Source organism: Streptomyces sp. NPDC003247 (assembly GCF_042888135.1).
Taxonomy (GTDB): Bacteria; Actinomycetota; Actinomycetes; order Streptomycetales; family Streptomycetaceae; genus Streptomyces.
In genome coordinates this window covers 194,453-217,232 of sequence record NZ_JBIAPF010000004.1, presented here as the reverse complement: position 1 = coordinate 217,232, position 22,780 = coordinate 194,453, and the positions used below count along the sequence as shown (strand labels likewise).

The window sequence follows — 22,780 nt, the reverse complement described above, 5'->3', positions numbered from 1 at the left end:
CAGACCCTGTCCCCCGCCCCGACCGAGGAAGCCATGTCACTCACCCCCCACAGCGCGGTCCCCACGATCGGCACCGGCCGGGCCGGCGGATTCCAAACCCCGAGCGGGTCCGCGAGCCAGGAGTCCGGCACGGCCACCGTGGAGATCGTCGTCCCCGTGTACAACGAGGAGCGCGCTCTGCCGGGCTGCCTGGACACGCTGCACGCCCGGCTCTCCAAGGACTTCCCCTTCCCCTGGCGGATCACGGTCGCCGACAACGCCAGCACCGACGCCACGCTCACCGTGGCGCGCGGGGTCGCGGACCGGCTGCCGGGCGTCGACGTCGTCCACCTGGACCGCAAGGGCCGGGGACTGGCCCTGCGCACGGTGTGGGGCTCCAGCGACGCCGACATCGTCGTCTACATGGACGTCGACCTGTCCACCGGCCTCGACGGCCTGCTGCCGCTCGTGGCACCGCTGGCCAGCGGCCACTCCGACCTCGCCATCGGCAGCCGCCTGGCGCCGGGCGCGCGCACCGTGCGCGGACCGCGCCGTGAGTTCGTCTCCCGCTGCTACAACGGGATCGTCCGGCTCACCCACGGGACACGGTTCACCGACGCCCAGTGCGGGTTCAAGGCCGCCCGTACGCGGATACTGCGACCGCTCCTGAAGGTGACCCGCGACGACGCCTGGTTCTTCGACACCGAGCTGCTGCTGCTCGCCGAGCACAACGGGCTGCGCGTCCATGAGGTCCCGGTCGACTGGGTCGAGGACGTGGACACCCGCGTCGATGTCGTCCGCACCGCCACCGACGATCTCAAGGGGCTGTGGCGGATGGCCCGGCTGAAGTCCTCCGGCGCCGCCCGCGTGGAGCTGCCCCGCCGCCCCGCGCCGGCCGCCGAGCACCCGGACGCGGTCCTGGCCCCGGCCAGTGGCCGCGGTCCGCTGTCCTGGGAGGCCGGCTGCTTCGTGGCGATCGGCATCGCCTCCACCCTCGGCCAGGCGCTGCTGTACTGGCTGTTGCGTGGCTGGTGGCCGCCGGCCGCCGCCAACCTGGTGTCGCTGCTGGTCCTGACGGTGCTGAACACCGAGGCCAACCGACGCCTCACCTTCCGGCACAGCGACGCCCCGCCCGGCCGGGCCCACCTGGGCGCCGGCGGTCTGTTCGTCCTCGGGTACCTGGTGACCTCCGGCGCGGTGCTGTGGTTCACCCACGCCGTTCCCGGGGCCTCGCCGGCCGCCGAGACCGCCGTGCTCGCCGCCACGTCCGTCCTCGTCACCGTCGTGCGCTTCGCCGTCCTGCGGCTGGCCGTGTTCCGCGGCCCGGCCGCCGCCGGATCCGACGACCGCCGCCAGCCCGACTCCTGACCAGAGCGGGATCCTCCCCATGACTGAGCCCACCCGCACCCTGTCCGCCGCACCGGCGCCCCACTCCACACCCCCGGCGGCCGTCCGTACCCTGCCCTCCTGGGCGGCCCCCGCCGCCCTCGCCGCGATCCTGGTCCTGGCCGCCGTCCTGTACGGTTGGGCGCTCGGCTCCCTCGGCTGGGGCAACGCCTACTATGCGGCCGCCGTGAAGTCGATGGGGCAGAGCTGGACGAACTTCCTCTTCGGCGCCTACGACCCCGCGGGCGTCGTCACCGTCGACAAGCCGCCCGCCGCGCTCTGGCCGCAGGTGATCAGCAGCAAGGTGTTCGGGCTGCACGGCTGGGCGCTGATCCTCCCGCAACTGGTCGAGGGCGTGGCCGCGGTGTTCGTACTGCACCGCACCGTGCGCCGCTGGGCGGGGGAGGGCGCCGGACTGCTCGCCGCCCTGGTGCTGACGCTCACCCCCATCACGGTGGCCATCAACCGGGACAACAACCCGGACACCCTGCTCGTCCTGCTGCTGGTGAGCGCCGCGTACACGCTGACCCGCGCGCTCCGGGCCCGAGGCCGGTCGGCGACCTGGTGGCTGTGCGCCTGCGCCTTCCTGACCGGCTGCGGATTCCTCACCAAGATGCTGGCCGCGTGGATGATCGTCCCCGCCTTCGCCCTCGCCTGGCTGGTGGGAGCGGCCGACCGCCCGGCCCGGCGCGTGCTGCGGCTGCCGGCCGCTGGGGCGGTCCTCGCGGTGTCCTCCCTGTGGTGGATCGCCCTGGTGGCGGTATGGCCGGGCGACCGCCCGTACATCGGCGGCAGCACGGACGGCTCCGCCTGGGACCTGGTGATCGGCTACAACGGCCTCGGCCGCGTCTTCGGCTCCAGCGGGGACTCCACGCAGTCCATCGGGGGCGCGGGCGGCGGCTTCGGCGGCGCGGCCGGAGTCGGCCGTCTCTTCAACGACCAGGTCGGCGGCCAGATCAGCTGGCTGCTGCCGGCCTGTCTGGTCGCGGTCGTGGTGGCGGTGGTCTGCGCCGTGCTGCGCCGCCGCGGCCGACTGGCGACCGACGCCGTCCTGCCGGCCTCCGGATGGCTGCTCTGGGGAACGTGGCTGGTCGTGTGCGCGGCGGTGTTCTCCACCCAGAAGGGCATCTTCCACCCGTACTACACCTCCCTGCTGGCCCCGGCGATCGCCGCTCTGGCCGGCGGTCTGCTCGCCGCCCTGGTCCGGGTCCACCGCGCCGGCCTGAAGTGGGCACCGGCGACCGGCGCGGTCGCGGCCCTGTCGACGGCCGTCTGGGCCGCGGTACTCATCCGGCGTACCCCGGACTGGAACGGCTGGCTGGTCTGGGCGGTACCGGCGGCCGCCTGCGCCACGCTCGTCCTGCTGCTCCTCGCCCGGCGGCGCGGCCGGCTCATCGCGGCAGGGGCCGCCGTGGCGGTCGTGACCGTCCTGCTGGCCCCCGCGGTGTGGGCGGCGAGTGTGCCGGCCACCTCGGGGTCGGCCGGAGCGATGGGCGGCTCGAACCCGACGGCCGGACCCGCGACGACCCCCGGCTTCGGCGGCGGAGGCGGCATGCCGGGCCCGGGTTCCGCCGGTACGGGACCGACTTCCGGCGACGGCACGGGCCCGTCGGGCATGCCGTCGGGCATGCCGGAGCTGCCGGAGGGGCAGGCCCCGTCGGGCATGCCGGAGCTGCCGGAGGGGCAGGCCCCGTCGGGCATGCCGGAGCTGCCGGAGGGGCAGGCCCCGTCAGGCGTGCCCGACCTCCCCGAGGGCCAAGGGGCGGGCCAGACGGGTCAGACCTCCGGCGGCGCCCCCACCGACACCCGCGACTTCGGCGGTGCCCACCTCACCGCCGACCAGCGTAAGATCCTCGACTACGCCGTGGAGCACGCCCCGGACGCCCGCATCAAGCTCGCCGTCTCCGGAGGCGCCAACGCCGCCAACGCGTTCATCCTGGGCAGCGACGAGACGGTGATCGGCATGGGTGGCTTCAGCGGCACGGACGACGCCCCCTCCACCGCCCAGCTGGAACAGTGGACCGAGAACGGCGAGCTGCGCTACGTCCTGGGCCAGGACGACTCCTCCGCCGGCACCCTCCCCGGGCTGCCGGGCACGTCGCAGGCCGCGTCCGGGGAGCGCGCCGACTGGATCTCCGGCAACTGCACGAAGGTCCCGGCCTCGGCCTACGGAGGCAGCGAGACGTCCGCGCAGGACAATGGAGCGGGACCCCTCGGCGGGGGCACCGTCCTCTACGACTGCGCCCCCGGGTGAACGACGACAGAACGGATCAGACCGCACGATGACCGATCAGCCGGCGGACCGGCCCAGGCCCAGGCTCCTCGTGGTCGAGGACGAACCCAGTATCTGCGCCCTGCTGGAATCCACCCTCCGGCTCACCGGGTACGAGGTGAGCAGCGCGGAGACCGGCCAGGCCGCCCTGCTGGAGATCGAACGCACCGCTCCGCACCTGGTCCTGCTCGACGTGATGCTGCCCGACCTGGACGGCTTCGAGGTCACCCGGCAGTTGCGGGCGGCCGGGAACGACGTACCCGTCCTGTTCCTGACCGCCCGCACCGGCCTCGACGACCGTCTCCGCGGACTCGGGGCCGGCGGTGACGACTACGTCAGCAAACCCTTCAGCCTGGAGGAGGTGCTCCTGCGTATCGAGGCCATCCTGCGCCGCACCGGCGCCCGCACCCCCGAGTCCCGGCCGGAGAAGACCGTCCTGCGCTACGCCGACCTCGAACTCGACGAGGACGCCCACGAAGTGCACCGCGCCGGACGGTACGTCCCGCTGTCGCCGACCGAGTTCAAACTCCTGGCCTACCTGCTGACCAATGCGGGCCGGGTCCTGAGCAAGGCACAGATCCTCGACCACGTGTGGAGCTACGACTTCTCGGGCGACGGCCGCATCATCGAGACGTACGTGCGGTACCTGCGCAAGAAGATCGACTGCTTCGACCCGCCGCTGATCCAGACCGTGCGCGGCGTCGGCTACTGCCTGCGGCTGCCGAGACAGGCGGGCGCGGACCAGTGAGAGCCCCGTACGGACCGACACGTCTGCTGCCGCGCTCGCCGCGCTCCCTGCGCCGGCGGCTCGTCCTGGGCGCCACCGTGCTGGCCACCGTCGCCGTCCTGGTCTCCCAGCTCATCGGCTTCGCCGTCCTGCGCTCCTGGCTCCTCGACCGCGTCGACCAGCAACTCGCCGACTTCCACCCGCCCGACCCGGCCTACGCCTCCGCGCTGCGCGGCACCGTCCCCGGCCAGCGCTCCGGCGCGCTGCCCTCGGACTTCCAGGTCTACTTCTACGACGCCTCCGGCCACCGCATCGACACCTCGCTCGGCTCGGGCGCCGAGCCCGGCCCCCGGCTCGCCGACTCCGTCGCGAAGCTCGGCCTGCGCGACGGACACCCGGAGACCGTCGACGCCGTCAGCGGCGACAGCCGCTGGAGGGTGCTGCTGAGTCCCGGACCGGACGACATGAACTCCGTCGTGGCCCTGCCGCTGGACACCGTGGACGGCGCCTCCGCCAAGATCCTCTGGATCAACGCGGTCCTCCTCGTCGTCACCCTCCTCGCCCTGCTCGCACTGGGCCGCTGGGTGGTCCGGCTCGGCCTGCTCCCGCTGACCCGCATGGAGCACACCGCCGAACGCATCGGCGCGGGACAGCTGGACCTCCGCCTGCCCGACACCGACCCGCACACCGAGATCGGACGGCTCGGCCGGGTCCTGAACAGCATGCTGGAACGGCTTCAACGGGCGCTGCGCGAGCGCGAGACGTCCGAGAGCCGCATGCGCCGGTTCGTCGCCGACGCCGGCCACGAACTGCGCACCCCGCTCACCGCCATCCAGGGCTACGCGGAACTCGCGCTGCGCCCCGAACACCTCCCCGCCGACCAGCAGGCCGAGGCGAACCACATGATCGCGCGCAACGCGGAACGCATGAGCCTGCTCGTCGACGACCTTCAGCTCCTCGCCCGCCTCGACCGCGAACCGTCGTACGACAGCGAGCCGGTGGACCTGCTGTCCCTGGCCGCGGACGCCGTACGCGCCGCCGCCCCGCACCGGGCGAGCCACCCGGTCGACCTGGGGCCGCTCGACATCCCCGGAGGCAGCGACGAACTGGAAGTGGTCGAGGCCGACGGCGACGCCCACCGGCTGGGCCAAGTCCTGGAGAACCTCCTGTCCAACGCTCGCGTCCACACCCCGGCCGGTACGCCCGTCCACGTACGGGTGGGCGGGGCCCGGGCGAGCGCCGCCACCGGCGGAGTCGACCGCCCGGGGCGCGTCGCCGCGTCGCCGCCCCTGCCGCCCGGCACGCCGGTCGGTGTCATCGAGGTGGCGGACGAGGGACCGGGCCTCACGGCGCAGGCCGCCGAGCACGTCTTCGAGCGCTTCTACCGCGTCGACCCCTCCCGCTCCCGTGCGCACGGCGGCAGCGGCCTCGGCCTGTCCATCGCCGCCGCGATCGCCGAGGGCCACGGCGGACGCCTCGAACTGGACACCGCACCCGGGCAGGGCTGCACGTTCCGCCTCGTACTGCCCGCCCGGCCGACGGGTCAGGAATCCGGTGACCGACGAGTGGGGAGCGGACGCGGGTGAAGCCGTGCTGCGCGCCTTCCGTCATCAGCGCGGACCGTCACCCGACCGGCCCGACGGCGCCATGAGCGGACGAGCCCCTCGTGACGGACCGGTCCTGGTCGTGCCGCTTCACAGTCCGACGACGACCAGGGCGATGTCGTCACGGGCCCCGTGCCGGACGCCCAGGTTCTCCAGCAGGGCGTCGGCCAGGCGCTCGGGGTGCAGCCCGAGGCATCGGCGCAAGGTGTCGGTCAGGCGCTGCAGACCGGTGTCGATGTCCTCGTCACGGCGCTCGATCAGGCCGTCGGTGTAGAGGACAAGGGTGTCGCCGGGGTGGTAGGGGATACCGGCCTGTGGGCGCGGGACGTGCGTGGGGCGGGCCCCGAGGGGCGGGTCGACGGCCTGGTCCAGCAGGTGGCAGGTGCCGTCGACGTGCATCAGGACGGGTGGGGGATGCCCCGCGCTGGAGTAGATGATCAACCGCGAGCGGGTGTCGACCAGGGCGGTGACGGCGGTGGCGGCCAGTGCGCCCTCGACGGAGCGGGCGTACAGACCCAGCACTTCCAGTGCCTGGGCGGGGCCGGGGACGGTACGGCTGGCCGCCGACAGCGCGCTGCGCAGCATCCCCATGACGGTGGCCGCCTCCAGACCGTGGCCCACCACGTCGCCCACGGCGACGAAGAAGCGCCCGTCGGCCAGGTCGACGGCGTCGTACCAGTCCCCGCACACGTTCAGGGAACCGATGGCCGGGAGGTAGCGGACCGCCACATCGGAGTGTCGTGCGAGGTCGGGTGAGCGCAGCATCGCCTCCTGCAAGGTGATCGCCACCTGCCGCTCCCGCGCGTGCGCCCGCCGCAGTTCTTCGTTCAGGCGCTCCAGTTCCTTGGCCCGGGCGTAGAGCTCGGCCTCCATGCCGGCTCCCACCCGGCCCGGAGTGTGCACGGGGTTCCGCTGCCACCGTCGTCGGTCGTGCACGAAGGCGGTCACGTCCTCGACCCGGTGGATGATCCAGGCGACCTCGCCGTCAGGGCCGAGAACAGGGGCGTTCACCGGAGACCACCAGCGTTCCTCGAAACCCCCGGGTTGTCCGACACGGGGGATGTCGTACCGCTGGATGGCCATGGTCTCGGCTTGACCGGTGGCCAGTACCCGTTGCAGGGAGGCCGAGACGTTCCGCACCCCGTCCGCCTCCGGATCGGCGGGGTTGTCGGGGAACGCGTCGAAGAGGTGCTGCCCGAGCAGGTCCTGGCTCGTCCGGCCGGTCACGCGGCAGTACGCCGCGTTGACGGCGACGATCACCAGGTCAGGACCGACGACCAGATACGGACTGGGAGTAGCGGCGAACAGTGCGGCGTAGTCGACATGGCTCGCGCCGGCTGGCTCCCCGGTAAGGGCCACTTCTCCAATGTACTGACGAGGTCACTGCACCGCACACGATGGGCCGCCGTGTGGCTCTGGTCACGAGCATCTCGTGGACAGAGGCACCGTACGGGGTCTCCCAAGGCGTCGGCGGCGAGAACGGGCGCCGGTTCGCAGGCGTTCCTCCCGGTGAGGGATCCGGGGGCGCTCACCGGGAGGAACCGGGCGGGGGTGGGCAGAGATCTCCGGGTGAGGCACAACGCACCCCGTTCCACCGGCCCCGAACTGGATCTCAGGAGTCTCCACCGCATCCCGACCGGTGCGGCGCTGACCACCGGCGACCGGCACCGGCTGATCGAGCGGAACGAGGCCTTCCGGGAGCTGTTCGGCGGATGGAAGCCGGGCCTGGACGTGGGCGACGCTCTCCCCGGCTCCCGGTTCGCACCGCTGAGAGGGGCGCTGGACCGGGCCCGGCACGAGGAACGGCCGACCGTGCCGGCCGATCCACTGATCACTACGGCGGAGCCGGGGTCCGAGGGTCAGTCCGTTCGCGCCTGCGTGGTGAGTTGTACCCCGGTGGTGGCACGGCAGGGGCCCGCGGTGCTGATCCTGGCCACCCCCCTGCCGGACACCCGCACGGCCACCGGCACGGACACCGGCACGGCCACCGGGACTGACACGGCGGGCAGGGAAGCGCGTCAGGCACTGCGCCGCTATGAGACCCTGCTCGCCGCATCCCGGCAGATCGTGTGGCGGATGGCCCCCGACGGTGAGCTCAGCCTGCTGGCGCTCAACCCCGCCGACCCGACCGGACGGCTCTGGTACCCCGGCTCCCGGCAGACCTGGCTGGACGCCGTACACCCGAAGGACCGGCCCCGGCTGTCCCGGGAATGGCAGGCGGCCGTCGTCGATCCGGCGCTCTTCGAAGCCCTCGTCCGAGTACGGGAGCAGGACCCGCCCGACCGCTACCGGCATGTGCAGATCACCGCTGCGCCGGTCCTGCGCGAGGGAACCCTGCTGGAATGGATCGGCACCACCCGTGACGCCGAAGAGCAATGGTGGGCCCGCACCCGGGAGCGCATGCTGGCGCGGATGGCTCAGGCCCCGACGGCCCACGACCTGTCCGAGGTGTTCGCGGCGGCGGCGGCCGCGGTCGTACCGGAACTGGTCGACGCCTTCGCGGTCTTCCTGCTGCGCCGGCCCGACGAGCCGTCGTCCGCGGCCCCGCCCGCCGCCGGATACGCCACCACCAGCGGACGTACCTCACTCGCCCCCGGCCTGCCCCCGATCCCCCCGCTGCAGGACGGATTCGAGCTGGGCCCGCTGGCGCAGAGCGCGATCGGCGCGGGTCGGGCCAGGCGGCTGGTCTTCCCCGAAGGCCGGCCGCCCGATGACCTGGTGTCCGGGCTGTCCGGTGAGTGGATGCGGCAGGCCAGGGCCACGAGTCTCACCCTGATCCCGGTCGTGATCGACGGTGAACCGGTCGCGCTCGCGTCCGCCGCCACCTGCAACGGCAACCCCCCGCCCAGCGAATCCGAACTCGCCCTCCTGGAGGAGGTGCTGGACCGGATGGCCGGTCCGCTGCGCCGCACCATGGAGCACCAGTCCGTACGCGCCACCGCGCTGGCGCTCCAACGCGCCCTGCTGATCGCTCCGCCCGCCGTCACCGGCGCCGAACTCGCCGCCTCCTACCGGCCGGCGAGCTCCACCGCCGAGATCGGCGGTGACTGGTACGACGCGCTCGGTCTGGCTGACGGGGCCGTCACCCTCACCATCGGGGACATCGCCGGTCATGACCTGGCGGCCGCCACCGCCATGAGCCAACTGCACAGCATGCTCCGCGGCATCATTTTCGACTGTACCGCGCAGGAAAGCCCGGCCCGGAGCCTCAGCAGGCTGGACTCCGTGGTCCAAGGGCTCGACATCGCCCCTCTGGTCACCGCCGTCCACGCGACACTCCGCCGGGGCAGGACAGGTGGCTGGAACGCGGTCCTCTCCAACGCCGGTCATCCGCCGCCCCTGCTCGTCCCGGCCTCCTGCCCTCCCCGGTACCTGTACACCCCGAACGGCGCGGACCCGCCCCTCTGCGTCGCGCCGGGCCTGGCCCGGACCGACTGGAACGTGAGGCTCGCTCCCGGCGACACGCTCCTGCTCTACACCGACGGACTCGTGGAGGTACCCGGCCAGGACATCACCGACGGCCTCCGGCAGTTCGCCCGTCACACCGGCGCCGCCCACGCCCGTGCCCTGCCGCTGGCCGACCTCATCGACGACCTGGTCACCCGCGTCGAAGACCAGCGGGACGACATCGCGGTCATCGGATTCCGGGCCACCGCCCCTTGACGGGCCACGCGTCCGGGAAGCGGCCGGCTCCGCAGGCGCAGCGGTGGCAAGGGCGGGCGACGTCGTAACGGGCCGCCGGGTCAGGCACGGAAGAGGTTCGGCCAGGTCACCTCCGGGTCACCCAGCCCCGCTCGTACGCACGCCAGCCCAGTTGCAGACGGGTCGTCACCCCGGCCAGCTCCATCAGCCGCTTCACCCGGCGCTGTACGGTCCTGAGCCCCAGACCGAGCTGTTGGGCGACGCTCGCGTCGGTCATCCCGGCGAGCAGCAGGGACAGCACCTCCAGGTCGGGGCCGTCGGGCTCCCCCTCGGCGATCCCGCGCGTGCCGAGGCGGAGCGGCAGCGCGTCCCGCCACACCGACTCGAACAGGCCCGTCAGCAGCTCCAGCAGCCCGCCGGCGTGCACGACCAGCGCCGCCGGTTCCGCGGTGGGCGAGGCCAGCGGCACCAGGGCCTGGGACCGGTCGGCGACGACGAGCTCGGTCGGCACCCGGTCCACCACCCGCACCTCCTCGTCGCGGCCCAGCGCGGCGGACAGCTCCGTGATGCCGTGCGGCAGGTCGAGGACGGACCGTTCGACGACCACCCGGTAGCGCACCCCGCGGTCGGCGGCCTGCTCCTCGGCATCGTTGTCCCTGCCGGAGACCACGGTCGGCCTGCCGGTGACCAGCGCGCACACCTCGTCGCCCGCCCCGAGCTGCAACTGGAGGAAACGCTGCGAGACCGCACGCGCCCCGATCACCACCTCGACCAGATCGTGCACGGCGGGCTCGGTGGTCGCCGCCCGGTACTCCTCGGCGAGCAGCGCCGCCGCCAGCTCGGCCTTGTCCAGCTCGTGCCGCTGCCGGACGAGCAGCGCGCCCAGGGCCACACCCGGGGGAGCGGCGACCCAGCGGCCGGGCCGGGCCGTCGACCGGGCCGCGAGCCCGTGCCGTTCCAGGAGGCGCAGGGCGCGCTCGGTGTCGTGCTCACCGAGCGTCAGCCGCCGCGCGAGGTCGGGCACCTCGGCCACGCCCACGGACACCAGCGTCCGGTACGCCGCCTCGTGCGTCTCGTCCAGCCCCAGCACACCCAGCATCGAAAGCCACCCCTCCCGAAGACCCCGCCGGCCGGCAGAACCCGGACGCCCGTCCGCGAGCCGAGCCGGAAGACCCCGTGACCCCGCCCTCGACCGTGGCCTGAACCGGCCACGGCGCAAACCCGCCGCGCACATCATCCCCGCACCACCCGCCCCTCTGCCATCGTGGCGTCACCGCAGTATCAACCACCGTCCGCTCAGCCCGACTTGGGCCGACGCGGCCTGGGCTCTCGTGCCCGCGGGCAGGCGGCGACACGCCAGAGGAGCGATCTTGGTGAGAGCGATATGCCGTACGGCCCTGGGGGCGGCGACCGCCGCCGTCCTGGCCGCTACGACAGCAGCGCCCACGCACGCGGCCGAGGATCCGAGACCGCTGACCGGCAGCCGGGCGACCTCCGGCGCCGGTTCCGTCGTCACCCTCGTCACCGGCGACCGGGTCCTCGTCACCGGGGACGGGGCCGTCGCCCTGCCCGGCGAGGACGGCACGACCCCCTTCACCCAGACCCGCCGGGCCGGCGAGGACCTGTACGTCTATCCCGAGAGCGCGATCGAGGCGCTCGCCGCCGGACGGGTCGACGAGGAACTCTTCAACGTCACCGGGCTGGTCCGGCAGGGCTACGACGACGCGCACACCGACGCGCTGCCGCTGATCGCGACCTACGACCGCGCCGTCACCGCCCGCAGCGTCCCGAAGACCCCGCGCGGCGCCGAACGCGACCTCGTGCTCGACTCCATCGACGGGGTCGCCCTCGACGCGGACAAGGAGCAGGCCGACGACTTCTGGGCCGACGTGACCCAGGGCTCCGTCAAGAAGCTCTGGCTCGACTCCAAGGCGGAGGCCACCCTGGACCGCTCCACCCGGCAGGTGCACGCGCCGGAGGCCTGGGCCGCCGGCTACGACGGCAAGGGCACGAAGGTCGCCGTCCTGGACACCGGCGCCGACGCCGACCACCCGGACCTCAAGGGCCGGATCACCGCCTCGCGGAACTTCACCGACTCCGCGGACGCCGACGACCACCAGGGCCACGGCACCCACACCACCTCCACCGTCGGCGGCACCGGCGCCGCGAGCGACGGGAAGAAGAAGGGCGTGGCGCCCGGGACCGACCTCCTCAACGGCAAGGTCCTCGACGACTACGGCTCCGGCGAGACCTCCTGGATCATCGCCGGTATGCAGTGGGCGGTCGACCAGGGCGCCGACGTCGTCTCCATGAGCCTCGGCAACCCGTCCCGGACGGACTGCACCGACCCGATGGCCCAGGCCACGGAGGAACTCGCGCGGACGAACGAGGACACCCTCTTCGTCATCGCCGCCGGCAACACCGGCCCCGGCGACAACACGGTCTCCTCGCCCGGCTGCGCCCCCAGCGTCCTCACCGTCGGCGCCGTCGACCGCGACGACTCCACGGCCTCCTTCTCCAGCCGCGGCCCGGTCTACGGCTCGCACACCCTCAAGCCCGAGATCACCGCCCCCGGCGTCGACATCTCCGCCGCCAACGCGGGCGGCCGGGGCGTCTACGCCTACCGGTCCATGAGCGGTACGTCGATGGCGACCCCGCACGTCGCCGGTGCCGCCGCCATCGTCAAGCAGCGCCACCCCGACTGGAGCGCCGCACAGATCAAGGCCGCCCTGGTCTCCTCCGCCGAGACGGACATCCCCGGCGACGTCCGCGAGACCGGCGGCGGACGTCTCGACGTGAAGGGCGCCGTCGACCAGACGGTGCTGGGCGCTTCGGCCGTCCAGGCGGGCACCTTCACCTGGCCGCAGGACGCCGGTGACCGTACGACGGTCCCCGTCCCCTACACCAACACCTCCGACCGGGCGGTGACGTTGAAGCTGTCGGTGACGGGGGTCACCGGCAACGACGGCTCCGCCGTCCGCTCGTCGATCGTCCACCCGGCCACCGGTTCGGTGACCGTCCCGGCCGGGGGGACGGTCCAGGTGCCCCTGGAGGTCGACCCGACGGCGAGCCTCAAGCGCGCCCAGTACGGCGACATCACGGGCCGTGTGATCGCCGTCTCGGACGGCGTCACCGTCTCCACCCCCTTCGCGCTGTACGTCCAGCCGGAGACCGTCACCGTGCGCGTCAAATTGATCGACCGCCTCGGCAACCCGGCAACAGGCGCCTCCTCCGTCGACCTCATCGGTACCGACGACGCCAGCGGCGAACGCCGCTTCAACGACGGCGCCACCGACCAGACGTACGCGGTGCGTCCGGGCAGCTACTTCCTCTCCAGCTTCATCACCACCCCGGAGACGGCCGGCACGCTCTACAACTCCCTTTCCTATCTGGCCCGTCCGCAAATGGAGATCCGCGGCGACACCACGATCGTCCTCGACGCCCGTACGGCACACCGGCTGAGCGTGCGCACGGACAAGCCGTCCGAAGTGCGCAGCGCCACCCTCGGGTTCGCCCGTGCGTGGGACGGCACCTGGCTGCACGCCGGGACCGCGAACGGCGGCCGGTCCCTGCGCGGCTACTACGCCTCCGTCCAGGGCCGGGCCACCGACGGCACCTTCGAGTTCGACAGCTTCTGGAGCACCGCCGCCCCGCAGATCGGTGAACTCGCCGTGGTGGGCGGCCAGAAGCTCCACCCGGTCACCGCGTCCACCAGCTCCGTCAACCTCGACGGCAGGGGAGAGGCGGCGCTCTTCGACGCGGGGTCCGGAACGGCGGACGAACTCTCCGGCGCCCAGGGAAAGATCGCGCTCGTCAGGCTGCCCGACAGCGGCTCCGCCTCCGAGGTCGCCAACCGCGCCAAGGCGGCCGGCGCCGTCGCCGTCCTCGGCTACCGCGAGGCGCCGGGCCGCTGGTACCCGTCGGCCGGGTTCACCGGCGGCGCGCTGCCGATCCTCGCGATCCCGACCGAGGAGGCCGAGGCCCTGCTCGCGGCCGGGGACGTGACCCTGCGGTGGACGGCCACGGCGAAGAGCCCGTACGTCTACCACCTCGCGTACCCGGAGACGGGCCCCGTCGAGAGCGACCGCGCCTACCGCGCCCGTGACAAGGACCTGGCCGCGACCACGGCCACGTACCACTCCATGGCGGGCACCGCCACCGACCACATCGACACCCGCACGATGACCCGCCCGAACGGCCTGTCCGCCTACTTCGGCAGCATCGAGACGGTCCCGGCGCCGTTCCGGCGCACCGAGTACGTCACCCCCGGCACGACGGGCTGGGGCCAGTACGTGTCCAGCAGCTTCCCGTTCGGCGAGGCCATGGTCAGCCCCGTACGGACGTACGAGAAGGGGGAGAAGGGGACCGAGGAGTGGTACGGGGGCGTCCTCGCCCCGACCACCCCGCTCGACGGCAACGGAGACGACACGCTCGCCGCCGAACGCCAGGGCAACCTCATCGGTGTCGCACCCGGCTTCTGGGGCGACACCGAACACCAGGGACTCCAGGGCAGTTTCGGTGACATCGGCAACATGGTGCTGAAGCGGGACGGGGAGACGATCGGCGACAGTCCCTACCCGTTCGGGGTGTTCACCGTCCCGGCCGAGGAGTCGTCCTACGAACTCACGCTGAACACGGCCAAGTTCGGCATCCCGGCGCGGGTCTGGAAGCGTTCCGTGCAGTCGTCGACCACCTGGTCCTTCCGGTCCGCCCTCGACGAGGACGTCTACTCCCAGGGCATCCCGCTGCTCTTCCCGCACTACGACCTCCCCGAGGACGGTCTCAAGACCCTCCCGGCGCAGGCCGGTCAGCGGATCGCCCTCACGGCGACGGGCCACGCGGGATACCGGCCCGGCACGTTGACCTCGGTGAAGCTCGCCTACTCCTACGACGGCGGCGAGACCTGGACCGAGGCGCGCACCGAACGCAGGGGCGGGGTGTGGAACGCGGTGGTCGACCACAGCGGAGCCACGGGGAAGTCGGTCACACTCAGGGCCGACATGACCGACGCCAACGGCAACTCGGTCTCCCAGACCGTGACCCGGGCCTACGACGTGCGGTAACGCACGGGCCGGTTCACCCATCCCGGACGTCGCCGGGGGGTTCTCCCCTGGGGGGACCGCCCGGCGGCCTGTTGCGGCGCGTCCCGCTGATCCACCCGCGGTTGCGGCCGGTTCCGCTCCCGGTCGCACCGCTTCCTTATCGGTCTCCGATCCCTCCCTTAAGCGCGCCCTAAGATCCACATCGACGGCACGGATCATCTGTTTCATCCGAATCCGGATCGCTAGCGTGATCAAGCACCCCGCCTTCCGGGGCTGACGCACCAGTCCGAACCACCACGCCGTCTGCCATCCGGAAGCTTTTATGGCAGGTGCATGCCAATCAGGCAGCCCGTCAGACCTTCCCGTAGCTCCCGGCCCATCCCCAAGGAGTCGACCCCCGATGCTGCCCAGACGATCCGTCTCCGTCTCCGTCTCCGCCGCCGGCGCCTGTACGGCGCTGCTCCTGGCCGCGGTTCCGGCCTCGTCGGCCGTCGCCGACGAGCCCGCCCCGCTCGGCACCGTCCGAGGGGCCGACAACCCCCTCGCCATCGACGGCTCGTACATCGTCGTGCTGAAGCACGGCGCCCCCAGCGCGAAGAGCGGCGAAGCCAGGAAGCTCAGCGCCGAGTTCGGCGGCTCGGTGCGCCGCACCTTCGGCGCGGCCCTCAACGGGTTCACCATCGAGGCCACCGCCACCGAGGCCCGCAGGATCGCCGCGGACCCCTCCGTGGCCTTCGTCGAGCAGAACAGCGTCGAACACGCGGACGCGACCCAGTCCTCGCCCACCTGGGGACTGGACCGGATCGACCAGGCGAGCCTCCCGCTCAGCGGCACCTACTCCTACTCGACCACGGCGAGCAACGTCACCGCCTACATCGTCGACAGCGGAATCCGTATCTCCCACAGCGACTTCGGCGGCCGCGCGTCCTACGGCTACGACTTCGTCGACGGGGACACCGTCGCCTCCGACTGCAACGGCCACGGAACCCACACCGCCGGCACGGTCGGCAGCGCCACCTACGGAGTCGCCAAGGGCGTGAGCCTGGTCGCGGTCCGTGTCCTCAACTGCAGCGGCAGCGGCACCACCGCCAACGTCATCGCCGGATACGACTGGGTCGCCGCCAACGCCCAACTGCCCGCGGTCGCCAACGTCTCCATAGGCGGCAGCGCGAGCGACGCCAAGGACGCCGCGGTGGCCGGCATGGTCGACGCCGGGGTCACCGTCGCCGTCTCCGCCGGCAACGACGCCGTCGAGGCCTGCGACCAGTCACCCGCTCGGGAGCCCTCGGTGATCACCGTCGCCTCCACCACCAGCGCCGACGCCCGCTCCAGCTTCTCCAACTACGGCACCTGCGTGGACCTCTTCGCCCCGGGCTCCTCCATCACCTCCCTCGGCTACTCCTCCGACACCGCCACCGCCGTCAAGAGCGGCACCTCCATGGCGACCCCGCACGTCGCCGGCGCCGCCGCGCTCTACCTGGCCAAGCACCCCTCGGCGAGCCCGGCGACGGTCACCGCCGCGATCGAGGCGGCCGCCACCACGGGCGCGGTGACCAACGCCGGCACCAGCAGCCCCAACCTCCTCCTCAACACCACGGGTTTCTGAACTTCAACAGCTGACATCTCACCGTAAAAGCACTGGAGGAAGTCATGTCCGGCTCGACAGGCGGCTTCAGCTACGGGGTGGTGACCCCTGTGGCGGCCTTTCTGGTGGCGTGTCTCGGCGCCGCACTGGGCCTGCGCTGTGTGGTGCGCACGATGCACCACCACCAGGGCTGGAAGCCCGGCTGGCTGGCCCTGGGCGCCGCCTCCCTTGGCTGCGGCATATGGACCATGCACTTCATCGGCATGCTGGGCTTCAGCGTGGTCGGCGGCTCGCTCACCTACGACGCGCCGACCACCCTGCTCAGCCTGCTGGTCGCCGTCGTCGTGGTCAGCGTCGGCATCTTCATCGTCGGCTACCGGGGCGTGGCCCCGGTGACCCTGGGCACCGCCGGCGCGATCACCGGTCTCGGCGTCGCGGCGATGCACTACCTGGGCATGTCGGCCGTGCAGGTCAACGGCGAGATCACCTACGACACCACCACGGTCGCCCTCTCCGTGGTGATCGCCGTGGTCGCCGCCACCGCCGCGCTCTGGGCGGCCGTCTCCATCCGGGGCTTCCTGCCTTCCCTGGGCGCCAGCGTGGTCATGGGGCTCGCGGTCTGCGGCATGCACTACACCGGCATCGCCGCGGTCCACGTCCATCTGCACCCCGGGACCGCGACCGGCCAGGGCGGCTCGCCCGCCGCACTGCTGCTGCCGATGCTGGCCGGACCGGGCATGTTCCTGATCCTGGCCACGGTGGTCGTGATGTTCGACCCACTCCTGGTGACCGGCGGCGACTGGAAGGACCGGGGCTCCGCCCCGCATGAGTCAGCCGAACCCCTCACGCCCGCCCGCACATCCGCCACCCCGGAGAACGACTGGGCCTTCACGCACAGCACCTGACACACCGCGTCATCGCCGTGCACATGGCCCGATGTTCTCGACCAGCTCGGCAGCCCGCTCCTCTTCACCGGGGGGCGGGCTGTCGGGTGACTCCCGCGTCAGCATCCGCGCCCACGACCGGTCCTCCCAGGCGAGCTGTACATACCGGCGCACCGCCTCGGAGAAGGGCGAACTCCTGTGCGCGCGCCGACGGTGCCCCGAGCCCGATGGGCCGGCGCCTGAACCTCGTTGCGCTCAGGTCACCGGGGGGCGGGAGACCAGAGCCATGAACGCCTCGAGGTGGCCGGCCATGTCGATGGACTCGTCGTAGAGCCAGGCGGCCTGGATCCCCTCGATGAGGGAGGTGATCTGGCGGGCGACGACGCTCACGTCGAGACCCGGCTTGAGCCGGCCTTCCTCGAGTTCGTGTTCGAGCTCCGTGCGGACCGAGTCGACGAACTCGGCGTCCCGGCGGCGGATGAACTCGTGCGCCGGATGATCCGGACTGTCGGCCTCCGCACGCAGCGTCACATCGAGCCGGATGACGCCACGGATCGCCTCGTGGTGGCGCATGACTTCGGGTACGGCCCGCAGGAGGCCCTGCTTCTCGATGAGCGTGTGGCGCCACGGTCGCTCGATCTCCTCGCGGCGCGTGAGTACGGCCTCGAGCAGCGCTTCCTTGTTCCCGAAGTGGTGCAGGAGAAGGCTGTGGCTGGTGCCGACGCTCTCCGCGATCTGCCGGATCGACAGCCCCTGGTAGCCCTTCTCCGCGAAAGCCCGGAAGGCGGCGTCCACCAGTTCGGCCCGCTTGCGCTCACCGTTCGCGTACGGCGCGCGCTTGCCCTTGCGGGCGGGGACCTGCGTCCCGTGGGTCATCCAGCCCTCCCCTCATGGCATGCCCAGACGATAGCGCACCGATTTCTTTGCCACAACGGTCAAGAAAACGCGTTCAACATGTTCCATTGCGGTGAACTTTCGTTTACGGTCCTGCTCCGAGGCAGGCGCCTCAGCGGTCACCTCGAGCCAACGGCGGCTCCGGTCCAAAGGAGGATCCACATGAGTGACCCCACCCTCGCCGTGAAGGCCGACGACCCCGCGCACCACGGGTCGGCGCCCCGCACGGCAGAGAACCCCGAAGGTGCTGCGGCACCGACGGTCACGGGTTCGACCCGCAGGACCATGGCCCTGGTCATGGTGGCGGCGGTCGGGATGTACATCATGTCCCTCACCTTGAGCACCGCGTTGTCGCTGCGCCTGGCGAGCATCGACCCGGCGTCGAAGGACGCCAGCTACAGCACGGCCGTCTCGATCAGCGCGTTCGGGCTGCTCATCGCCGCGCCGCTGGCCGGCGCCCTGTCGGACCGGACCACCAGCCGCTTCGGCCGCCGGCGCCCCTGGATCATCGGCTGTCTCCTCCTCGCGCTGCTGGGGTGCGCCGTGATCGGCCTGGTGTCCTCCGCTCCCGTGGTCGTCGTGGCGTACCTGGTCGCCATCCTCGGCGCACAGATCGGTTTCAACGCCTACGCCGTGATCCCCGTCGAGGGACTGCCCGAGCACAAGCGCGGCCGGGTCATGGGCGTGATGGGCATGTTCGGCGCGCTCGCCTTCTCGGCCGGCTCCTACCTGGCCGCCGCGCTGGTCGGCACCCCGCTGCTGATGATGACGGTCCCGGTCCTGCTCGCCATCGTCCTCAGCCTGCCGCTGCTGTTCCTCTACAAGGACCCGGTGAAGGCCCGCAGCGAGCTGCCCCCGCTGGACGTCAAGGCCATCGCGCGCACCTTCGTGGTCAACCCGCGCCGGCACCCGAACTTCGCCTGGGTCTGGCTCTCGCGGTTCCTCGCCGGCATCGCGATGACGGCCATGTTCTCGTACTTCGTCTACTTCATGATGGACGGCCTGCACATGCCGATCGCGGAGGCGGGCGCGAACGCGGGCACGCTCTCCCTCATCTCGGCCCCGGTCAGCGTGCTGTTCTTCACCGGCTCGGGATGGCTGGCCGACAAGACCGGCCGCCGCAAGCCGCTGGTCGCGGTCGCCGCCGTGCTGATGGCGCTCGCCCTCGTCATCGGCGCCACGTCGACCACGTTCACGCAGTTCATCGTCGCGTGGGTGGTCTTCGCGATCGGCCAGGCCACGTACCTGACCGCCGACCTCGCCCTCTGCGCGGCCGTCCTGCCCGACGCCCGCGACACCGGCAAGGACATGGCCGTGTTCGGCCTCGCCCTCAACGTGCCCAACATCATCGTCCCCGCCGTCGCGCCGGCCGTCCTCGCGCTCGGCGCGGGCCACAACTACCGGCTCCTGTGGTTCGGGGCGGCCGCCCTGTGCCTGGCCGGAAGCATCACCGTCACCTTCGTCAAGGGCGTCCGCTGAGCGGGCACCGAGAGGACACCATGAACGCCACCCCCCACGCCCCCTTCCCCGACGGCTTCCACTGGGGCGTCGCCACCGCCGCCCACCAGGTCGAGGGCAACAACGTCAACAGCGACACCTGGCTCCTGGAGAACCTGCCCGGCACGATCTTCGCCGAGCCCTCCGGGGACGCGATCGACCACTACCACCGCTACCGCGAGGACATCGCGCTGCTCGCCTCCCTCGGCCTCACCAGCTACCGCTTCTCCCTGGAGTGGGCGCGGATCGAGCCCGAGGAGGGGCAGTTCTCGGCGGCGGCCCTCGCCCACTACCGCCGGGTCCTGGAGACGTGCCGGGAACACGGCCTGCGGACGGTCGTCACCTACCACCACTTCACCTCGCCCCGCTGGCTGCTCGCGGCCGGCGGCTGGGAGGACGCCGAGACGCCTGCGCGGTTCGCCCGCTACTGCAAGGTGGTGACCGAGCACCTCGGCGACCTCGTCGACGTCGCCTGCACCCTCAACGAGCCCAACCTCCCCGCGCTCCTCGCCGCGATCGGCATCGGCGGCGAGGCCCCCGAGCACCGGGCGTCGGTGCCGGTGTGGGCGGCGGCCGCCGAACGCCTCGGCATCGAGGCGCGGCGGGTGGCGCCGTTCCAGTTCACGGCCTCCGAGGCCGGCTTCGAGGTGAAGCTCGCGGCCCACCGCGCTGCCGTGGCCGCGATCAAGTCGTACCGCCCGGACCTCATGGTCGGCTGGACGCTCGCGAACTCCGACATCCACGCGGCCCCCGGCGGCGAGGAGCGGGCCGAGACGGTGCGGCGCGAGGTCAACGAGCGGTATCTGCTGGCCTCCCAGGGCGACGACTTCGTCGGCATCCAGACCTACGGCCGCCATGTCTTCGACGCCGACGGGCTCGCCCCCGTCCCGGCCGGCGCGCCCGTGAACCAGCTCGGGGAGGAGATCTACCCGCAGGGACTGGAGGCGACCGTCCGGGAGGCGGCGGCCGTCGCCGGCGTCCCGGTCCTGGTCACCGAGAACGGCCTCGCCACCGAGGACGACACCCAGCGCCTCGACTACCTGCGCACCGCGGTCGCCGGCGTCGCGGCGTGCCTGGCCGACGGGATCGACGTCCGCGGCTACATCGCCTGGACCGCCTTCGACAACTACGAGTGGATCTTCGGCTACCGTCCGAAGTTCGGCCTCGTCGCCGTCGACCGCGACACCCAGACCCGCACGCCGAAGCCGAGCGCGCACTGGCTCGGCGACACCGCGCGGACGAACGGCGCCGGGATCGTCGGGGCCACCCAGCCGGCGTAAACCGCTGCGTGCCGGGGACCGGCACTCCGGGAACCCTCCTGACCGGGTCCCGGAGTGCCGCACGGACGTACTCCAGGCGGTGGGCGGGCTGGACGATCCCGGTGCCGCCGCCCACGCGTCCCGGCCAGCCGGCGCGGTTCCGGCGGTAGGGCTACGGGTGCTCTCCAGGAGGTGCGTCGAGGCGGGTGCCGGCCCGGATCTCAGTGGCCCCGCGCGATCCACTCCGCCAGGAACGGTGCCTCCGCGCCGATGGTGGTGCCGTCACCGTGTCCGGTGTGGACCCTGGTGTCCTCCGGCAGTGTGAGCAGCCGGTCTCTGATCGATCCGATGATGGTGGGGAAGTCGGAGAAGGACCGGCCGGTGGCTCCGGGGCCGCCCGCGAACAACGTGTCGCCCGTGAACAGCGCTTCGGCTTCGGGCAGGTACAGGCAGACGGAGCCGGGAGAGTGTCCGGGCGTGTGGATCACCTCCACCGTCGTCCCCGCCACACCGATGCGCTGCGCGTCCGTCGCGCGATGGAAGGGCTGCCCGGGATGGGTCATCTCCCACAGTTCCTGGTCCCCCGGGTGCAGCAGCACCGGCGCCTGCACCTCGCGGGACAGCTGTGGGGCGACGGTGACATGGTCGTTGTGACCGTGGGTGCACACCACTGCCACCACGTCCCGGTCCGACACGGCCTTGACGATCGACCGCTCGTCGTGTGCCGCGTCGATGATCACCACCTCGGTGTCGTCGCCGACCAGCCATACGTTGTTGTCGACGTCCCAGGTGCCGCCGTCGAGGGCGAAGACGCCGGAGGTGACCACCCGTTCGATGCGCAGATCCGTCACAGGACGACCACCGAGCGCAGCACCTCACCGGCGTGCATGGTGTGAAAGGCCTTCTCGACGTCTTCGAGCGCGATGCGCTCGGAGACGAACTTCTCCAGCGGCAGCCTGCCCTGGAGGTGGAGGTCGACCAGCATCGGGAAGTCGCGCTCGGGCAGGCAGTCGCCGTACCAGGAGGACTTCAGCGAACCACCGCGGGAGAAGAAGTCGAGCAGCGGCATGTCCAGGGTCATGTCGGGCGTGGGCACGCCCACCAGGACCACGGTGCCCGCGAGGTCGCGTGCGTAGAACGCCTGCTTCCAGGTCTCGGGGCGGCCGACCGCGTCGATGACGACGTCGGCGCCGAAACCGCCCGTGAGCTCCGTGATCGAGGCGACGGCGTCGGTCTCACCGGCGTTGACCGTGTGGGTGGCGCCCAGGTCCGCCGCCCAGGCCAGCTTCTTGTCGTCCCGGTCCACCGCGATGATCTTCGAAGCGCCCGCCAGGCGTGCACCGACGATCGCGGCGTCGCCGACGCCACCGCAGCCGATGACGGCCACCGAGTCGCCCCGGCTCACCCCGCCCGTGTTGACGGCGGCACCGAGGCCGGCCATGACACCGCAGCCGAGCAGACCGGCGACGGCGGGGTCCACGGCGGGATCCACCTTGGTGCACTGCCCGGCGTGGACCAGGGTCTTGTCGGCGAAGGCGCCGATGCCGAGGGCGGGCGTGAGCTCCGTGCCGTCGGTCAAGGTCATCTTCTGGGCGGCGTTGAACGTGCTGAAGCAGTACTGGGGTCGCCCGCGCTTACAGGCCCGACACCGCCCGCACACGGCACGCCAGTTCAGGACGACGAAGTCGCCCGGCTTCACCGACTCCACGCCGTCGCCGACGCTCTCCACGGTGCCGGCGGCCTCGTGGCCGAGGAGGAACGGGAACTCGTCGTTGATGCCGCCCTCGCGATAGGTCAGGTCGGTGTGGCACACGCCGCACGCGGCGATGTCGACGACGACCTCCCCCGGCCCCGGATCGGGGATGACGATGTCGGTGAGCTCGACCGGAGCTCCCTCGGAACGGGCAATCACACCGCGGACCTGCTGAGGCATCTGAACTGGTTCCTTCATCAGTGGATCGGGCTCGGCACGCGCGCCGCGCATGCCACCTGCGACGTTAGCCCTGGAC

15 protein-coding genes are annotated in these 22,780 nt (G+C 72.2%); 10 read left to right on the top strand and 5 right to left on the bottom strand.

The window, feature by feature from the left end:
• Nucleotides 1-33 precede the first annotated feature (33 nt).
• From ACFYWQ_RS14600 to ACFYWQ_RS14585, 4 genes are read left to right on the top strand one after another with little or no spacing between them, the layout of a single operon-like run.
• Complete coding sequence (locus ACFYWQ_RS14600) at nt 34-1,347, top strand: glycosyltransferase (RefSeq protein WP_389516300.1); 1,314 nt, start codon at nt 34-36, stop codon at nt 1,345-1,347.
• A 19-nt stretch (nt 1,348-1,366) separates the two neighbouring features.
• Entirely contained in the window at nt 1,367-3,619 is a 2,253-nt protein-coding gene (locus ACFYWQ_RS14595) for an ArnT family glycosyltransferase (protein WP_389516298.1), read from the top strand.
• Between the two features lie 28 nt (nt 3,620-3,647).
• The gene (locus ACFYWQ_RS14590) at nt 3,648-4,385 is read left to right on the top strand and encodes a response regulator transcription factor (RefSeq protein ID WP_389516296.1); all 738 of its coding nucleotides are present in this window, start codon (nt 3,648-3,650) and stop codon (nt 4,383-4,385) included.
• Nucleotides 4,382-5,950, top strand: a complete 1,569-nt coding sequence (locus tag ACFYWQ_RS14585) for a sensor histidine kinase (protein ID WP_389516295.1) — start codon at nt 4,382-4,384, stop codon at nt 5,948-5,950. Before ACFYWQ_RS14590 ends, ACFYWQ_RS14585 begins: the two co-directional genes overlap by 4 nt.
• A 108-nt stretch (nt 5,951-6,058) precedes the next feature.
• Here the strand turns inward: ACFYWQ_RS14585 and ACFYWQ_RS14580 are convergent, their stop codons facing one another.
• Nucleotides 6,059-7,327, bottom strand: coding sequence for a SpoIIE family protein phosphatase (locus ACFYWQ_RS14580; protein ID WP_389516293.1), 1,269 nt, complete (start codon nt 7,325-7,327; stop codon nt 6,059-6,061).
• A 210-nt stretch (nt 7,328-7,537) separates the two neighbouring features.
• Here ACFYWQ_RS14580 and ACFYWQ_RS14575 point away from each other — a divergent pair, with 210 nt between their 5' ends.
• A complete protein-coding gene (locus ACFYWQ_RS14575) occupies nt 7,538-9,631 on the top strand; it encodes a SpoIIE family protein phosphatase (protein WP_389516291.1) in 2,094 nt (697 codons plus the stop codon).
• A 106-nt stretch (nt 9,632-9,737) separates the two neighbouring features.
• Here ACFYWQ_RS14575 and ACFYWQ_RS14570 read toward each other — a convergent pair whose 3' ends face one another.
• The gene (locus ACFYWQ_RS14570; protein WP_389516289.1) at nt 9,738-10,709 is read right to left on the bottom strand and encodes a helix-turn-helix transcriptional regulator; all 972 of its coding nucleotides are present in this window, start codon (nt 10,707-10,709) and stop codon (nt 9,738-9,740) included.
• A gap of 274 nt (nt 10,710-10,983) precedes the next feature.
• On the opposite strand from ACFYWQ_RS14570, the gene ACFYWQ_RS14565 reads away from it, so the two are divergent.
• The 3 genes from ACFYWQ_RS14565 to ACFYWQ_RS14555 all read left to right on the top strand — a co-directional run bounded on the left by ACFYWQ_RS14565 (nt 10,984) and on the right by ACFYWQ_RS14555 (nt 17,142).
• A complete protein-coding gene (locus ACFYWQ_RS14565; protein WP_389516287.1) occupies nt 10,984-14,673 on the top strand; it encodes a S8 family serine peptidase in 3,690 nt (1,229 codons plus the stop codon).
• Nucleotides 14,674-15,052: 379 nt separating this feature from the next.
• Complete coding sequence (locus ACFYWQ_RS14560; protein WP_389516285.1) at nt 15,053-16,258, top strand: S8 family peptidase; 1,206 nt, start codon at nt 15,053-15,055, stop codon at nt 16,256-16,258.
• A gap of 44 nt (nt 16,259-16,302) precedes the next feature.
• Nucleotides 16,303-17,142 (top strand): MHYT domain-containing protein, encoded by an 840-nt coding sequence (locus tag ACFYWQ_RS14555; RefSeq protein ID WP_389516283.1) that lies wholly within the window; start codon nt 16,303-16,305, stop codon nt 17,140-17,142.
• Between the two features lie 234 nt (nt 17,143-17,376).
• On the opposite strand, the gene ACFYWQ_RS14550 is transcribed toward ACFYWQ_RS14555, so the two are convergent.
• Complete coding sequence (locus ACFYWQ_RS14550; RefSeq protein ID WP_389516281.1) at nt 17,377-17,997, bottom strand: TetR/AcrR family transcriptional regulator; 621 nt, start codon at nt 17,995-17,997, stop codon at nt 17,377-17,379.
• Between the two features lie 180 nt (nt 17,998-18,177).
• Here ACFYWQ_RS14550 and ACFYWQ_RS14545 point away from each other — a divergent pair, with 180 nt between their 5' ends.
• The gene (locus tag ACFYWQ_RS14545; RefSeq protein ID WP_389516279.1) at nt 18,178-19,494 is read left to right on the top strand and encodes an MFS transporter; all 1,317 of its coding nucleotides are present in this window, start codon (nt 18,178-18,180) and stop codon (nt 19,492-19,494) included.
• A gap of 20 nt (nt 19,495-19,514) precedes the next feature.
• On the top strand, nt 19,515-20,792 hold the full coding sequence (locus ACFYWQ_RS14540) for a glycoside hydrolase family 1 protein (RefSeq protein WP_389516277.1): 1,278 nt from the start codon (nt 19,515-19,517) through the stop codon (nt 20,790-20,792).
• A 200-nt stretch (nt 20,793-20,992) separates the two neighbouring features.
• Here the strand turns inward: ACFYWQ_RS14540 and ACFYWQ_RS14535 are convergent, their stop codons facing one another.
• Together ACFYWQ_RS14535 and ACFYWQ_RS14530 are read right to left on the bottom strand one after the other, a co-directional pair.
• On the bottom strand, nt 20,993-21,622 hold the full coding sequence (locus ACFYWQ_RS14535; protein ID WP_389516275.1) for an MBL fold metallo-hydrolase: 630 nt from the start codon (nt 21,620-21,622) through the stop codon (nt 20,993-20,995).
• A complete protein-coding gene (locus ACFYWQ_RS14530; protein WP_389516273.1) occupies nt 21,619-22,704 on the bottom strand; it encodes an S-(hydroxymethyl)mycothiol dehydrogenase in 1,086 nt (361 codons plus the stop codon). The genes ACFYWQ_RS14535 and ACFYWQ_RS14530 overlap by 4 nt, the downstream gene beginning before the upstream one ends.
• Nucleotides 22,705-22,780: the final 76 nt, after the last annotated feature.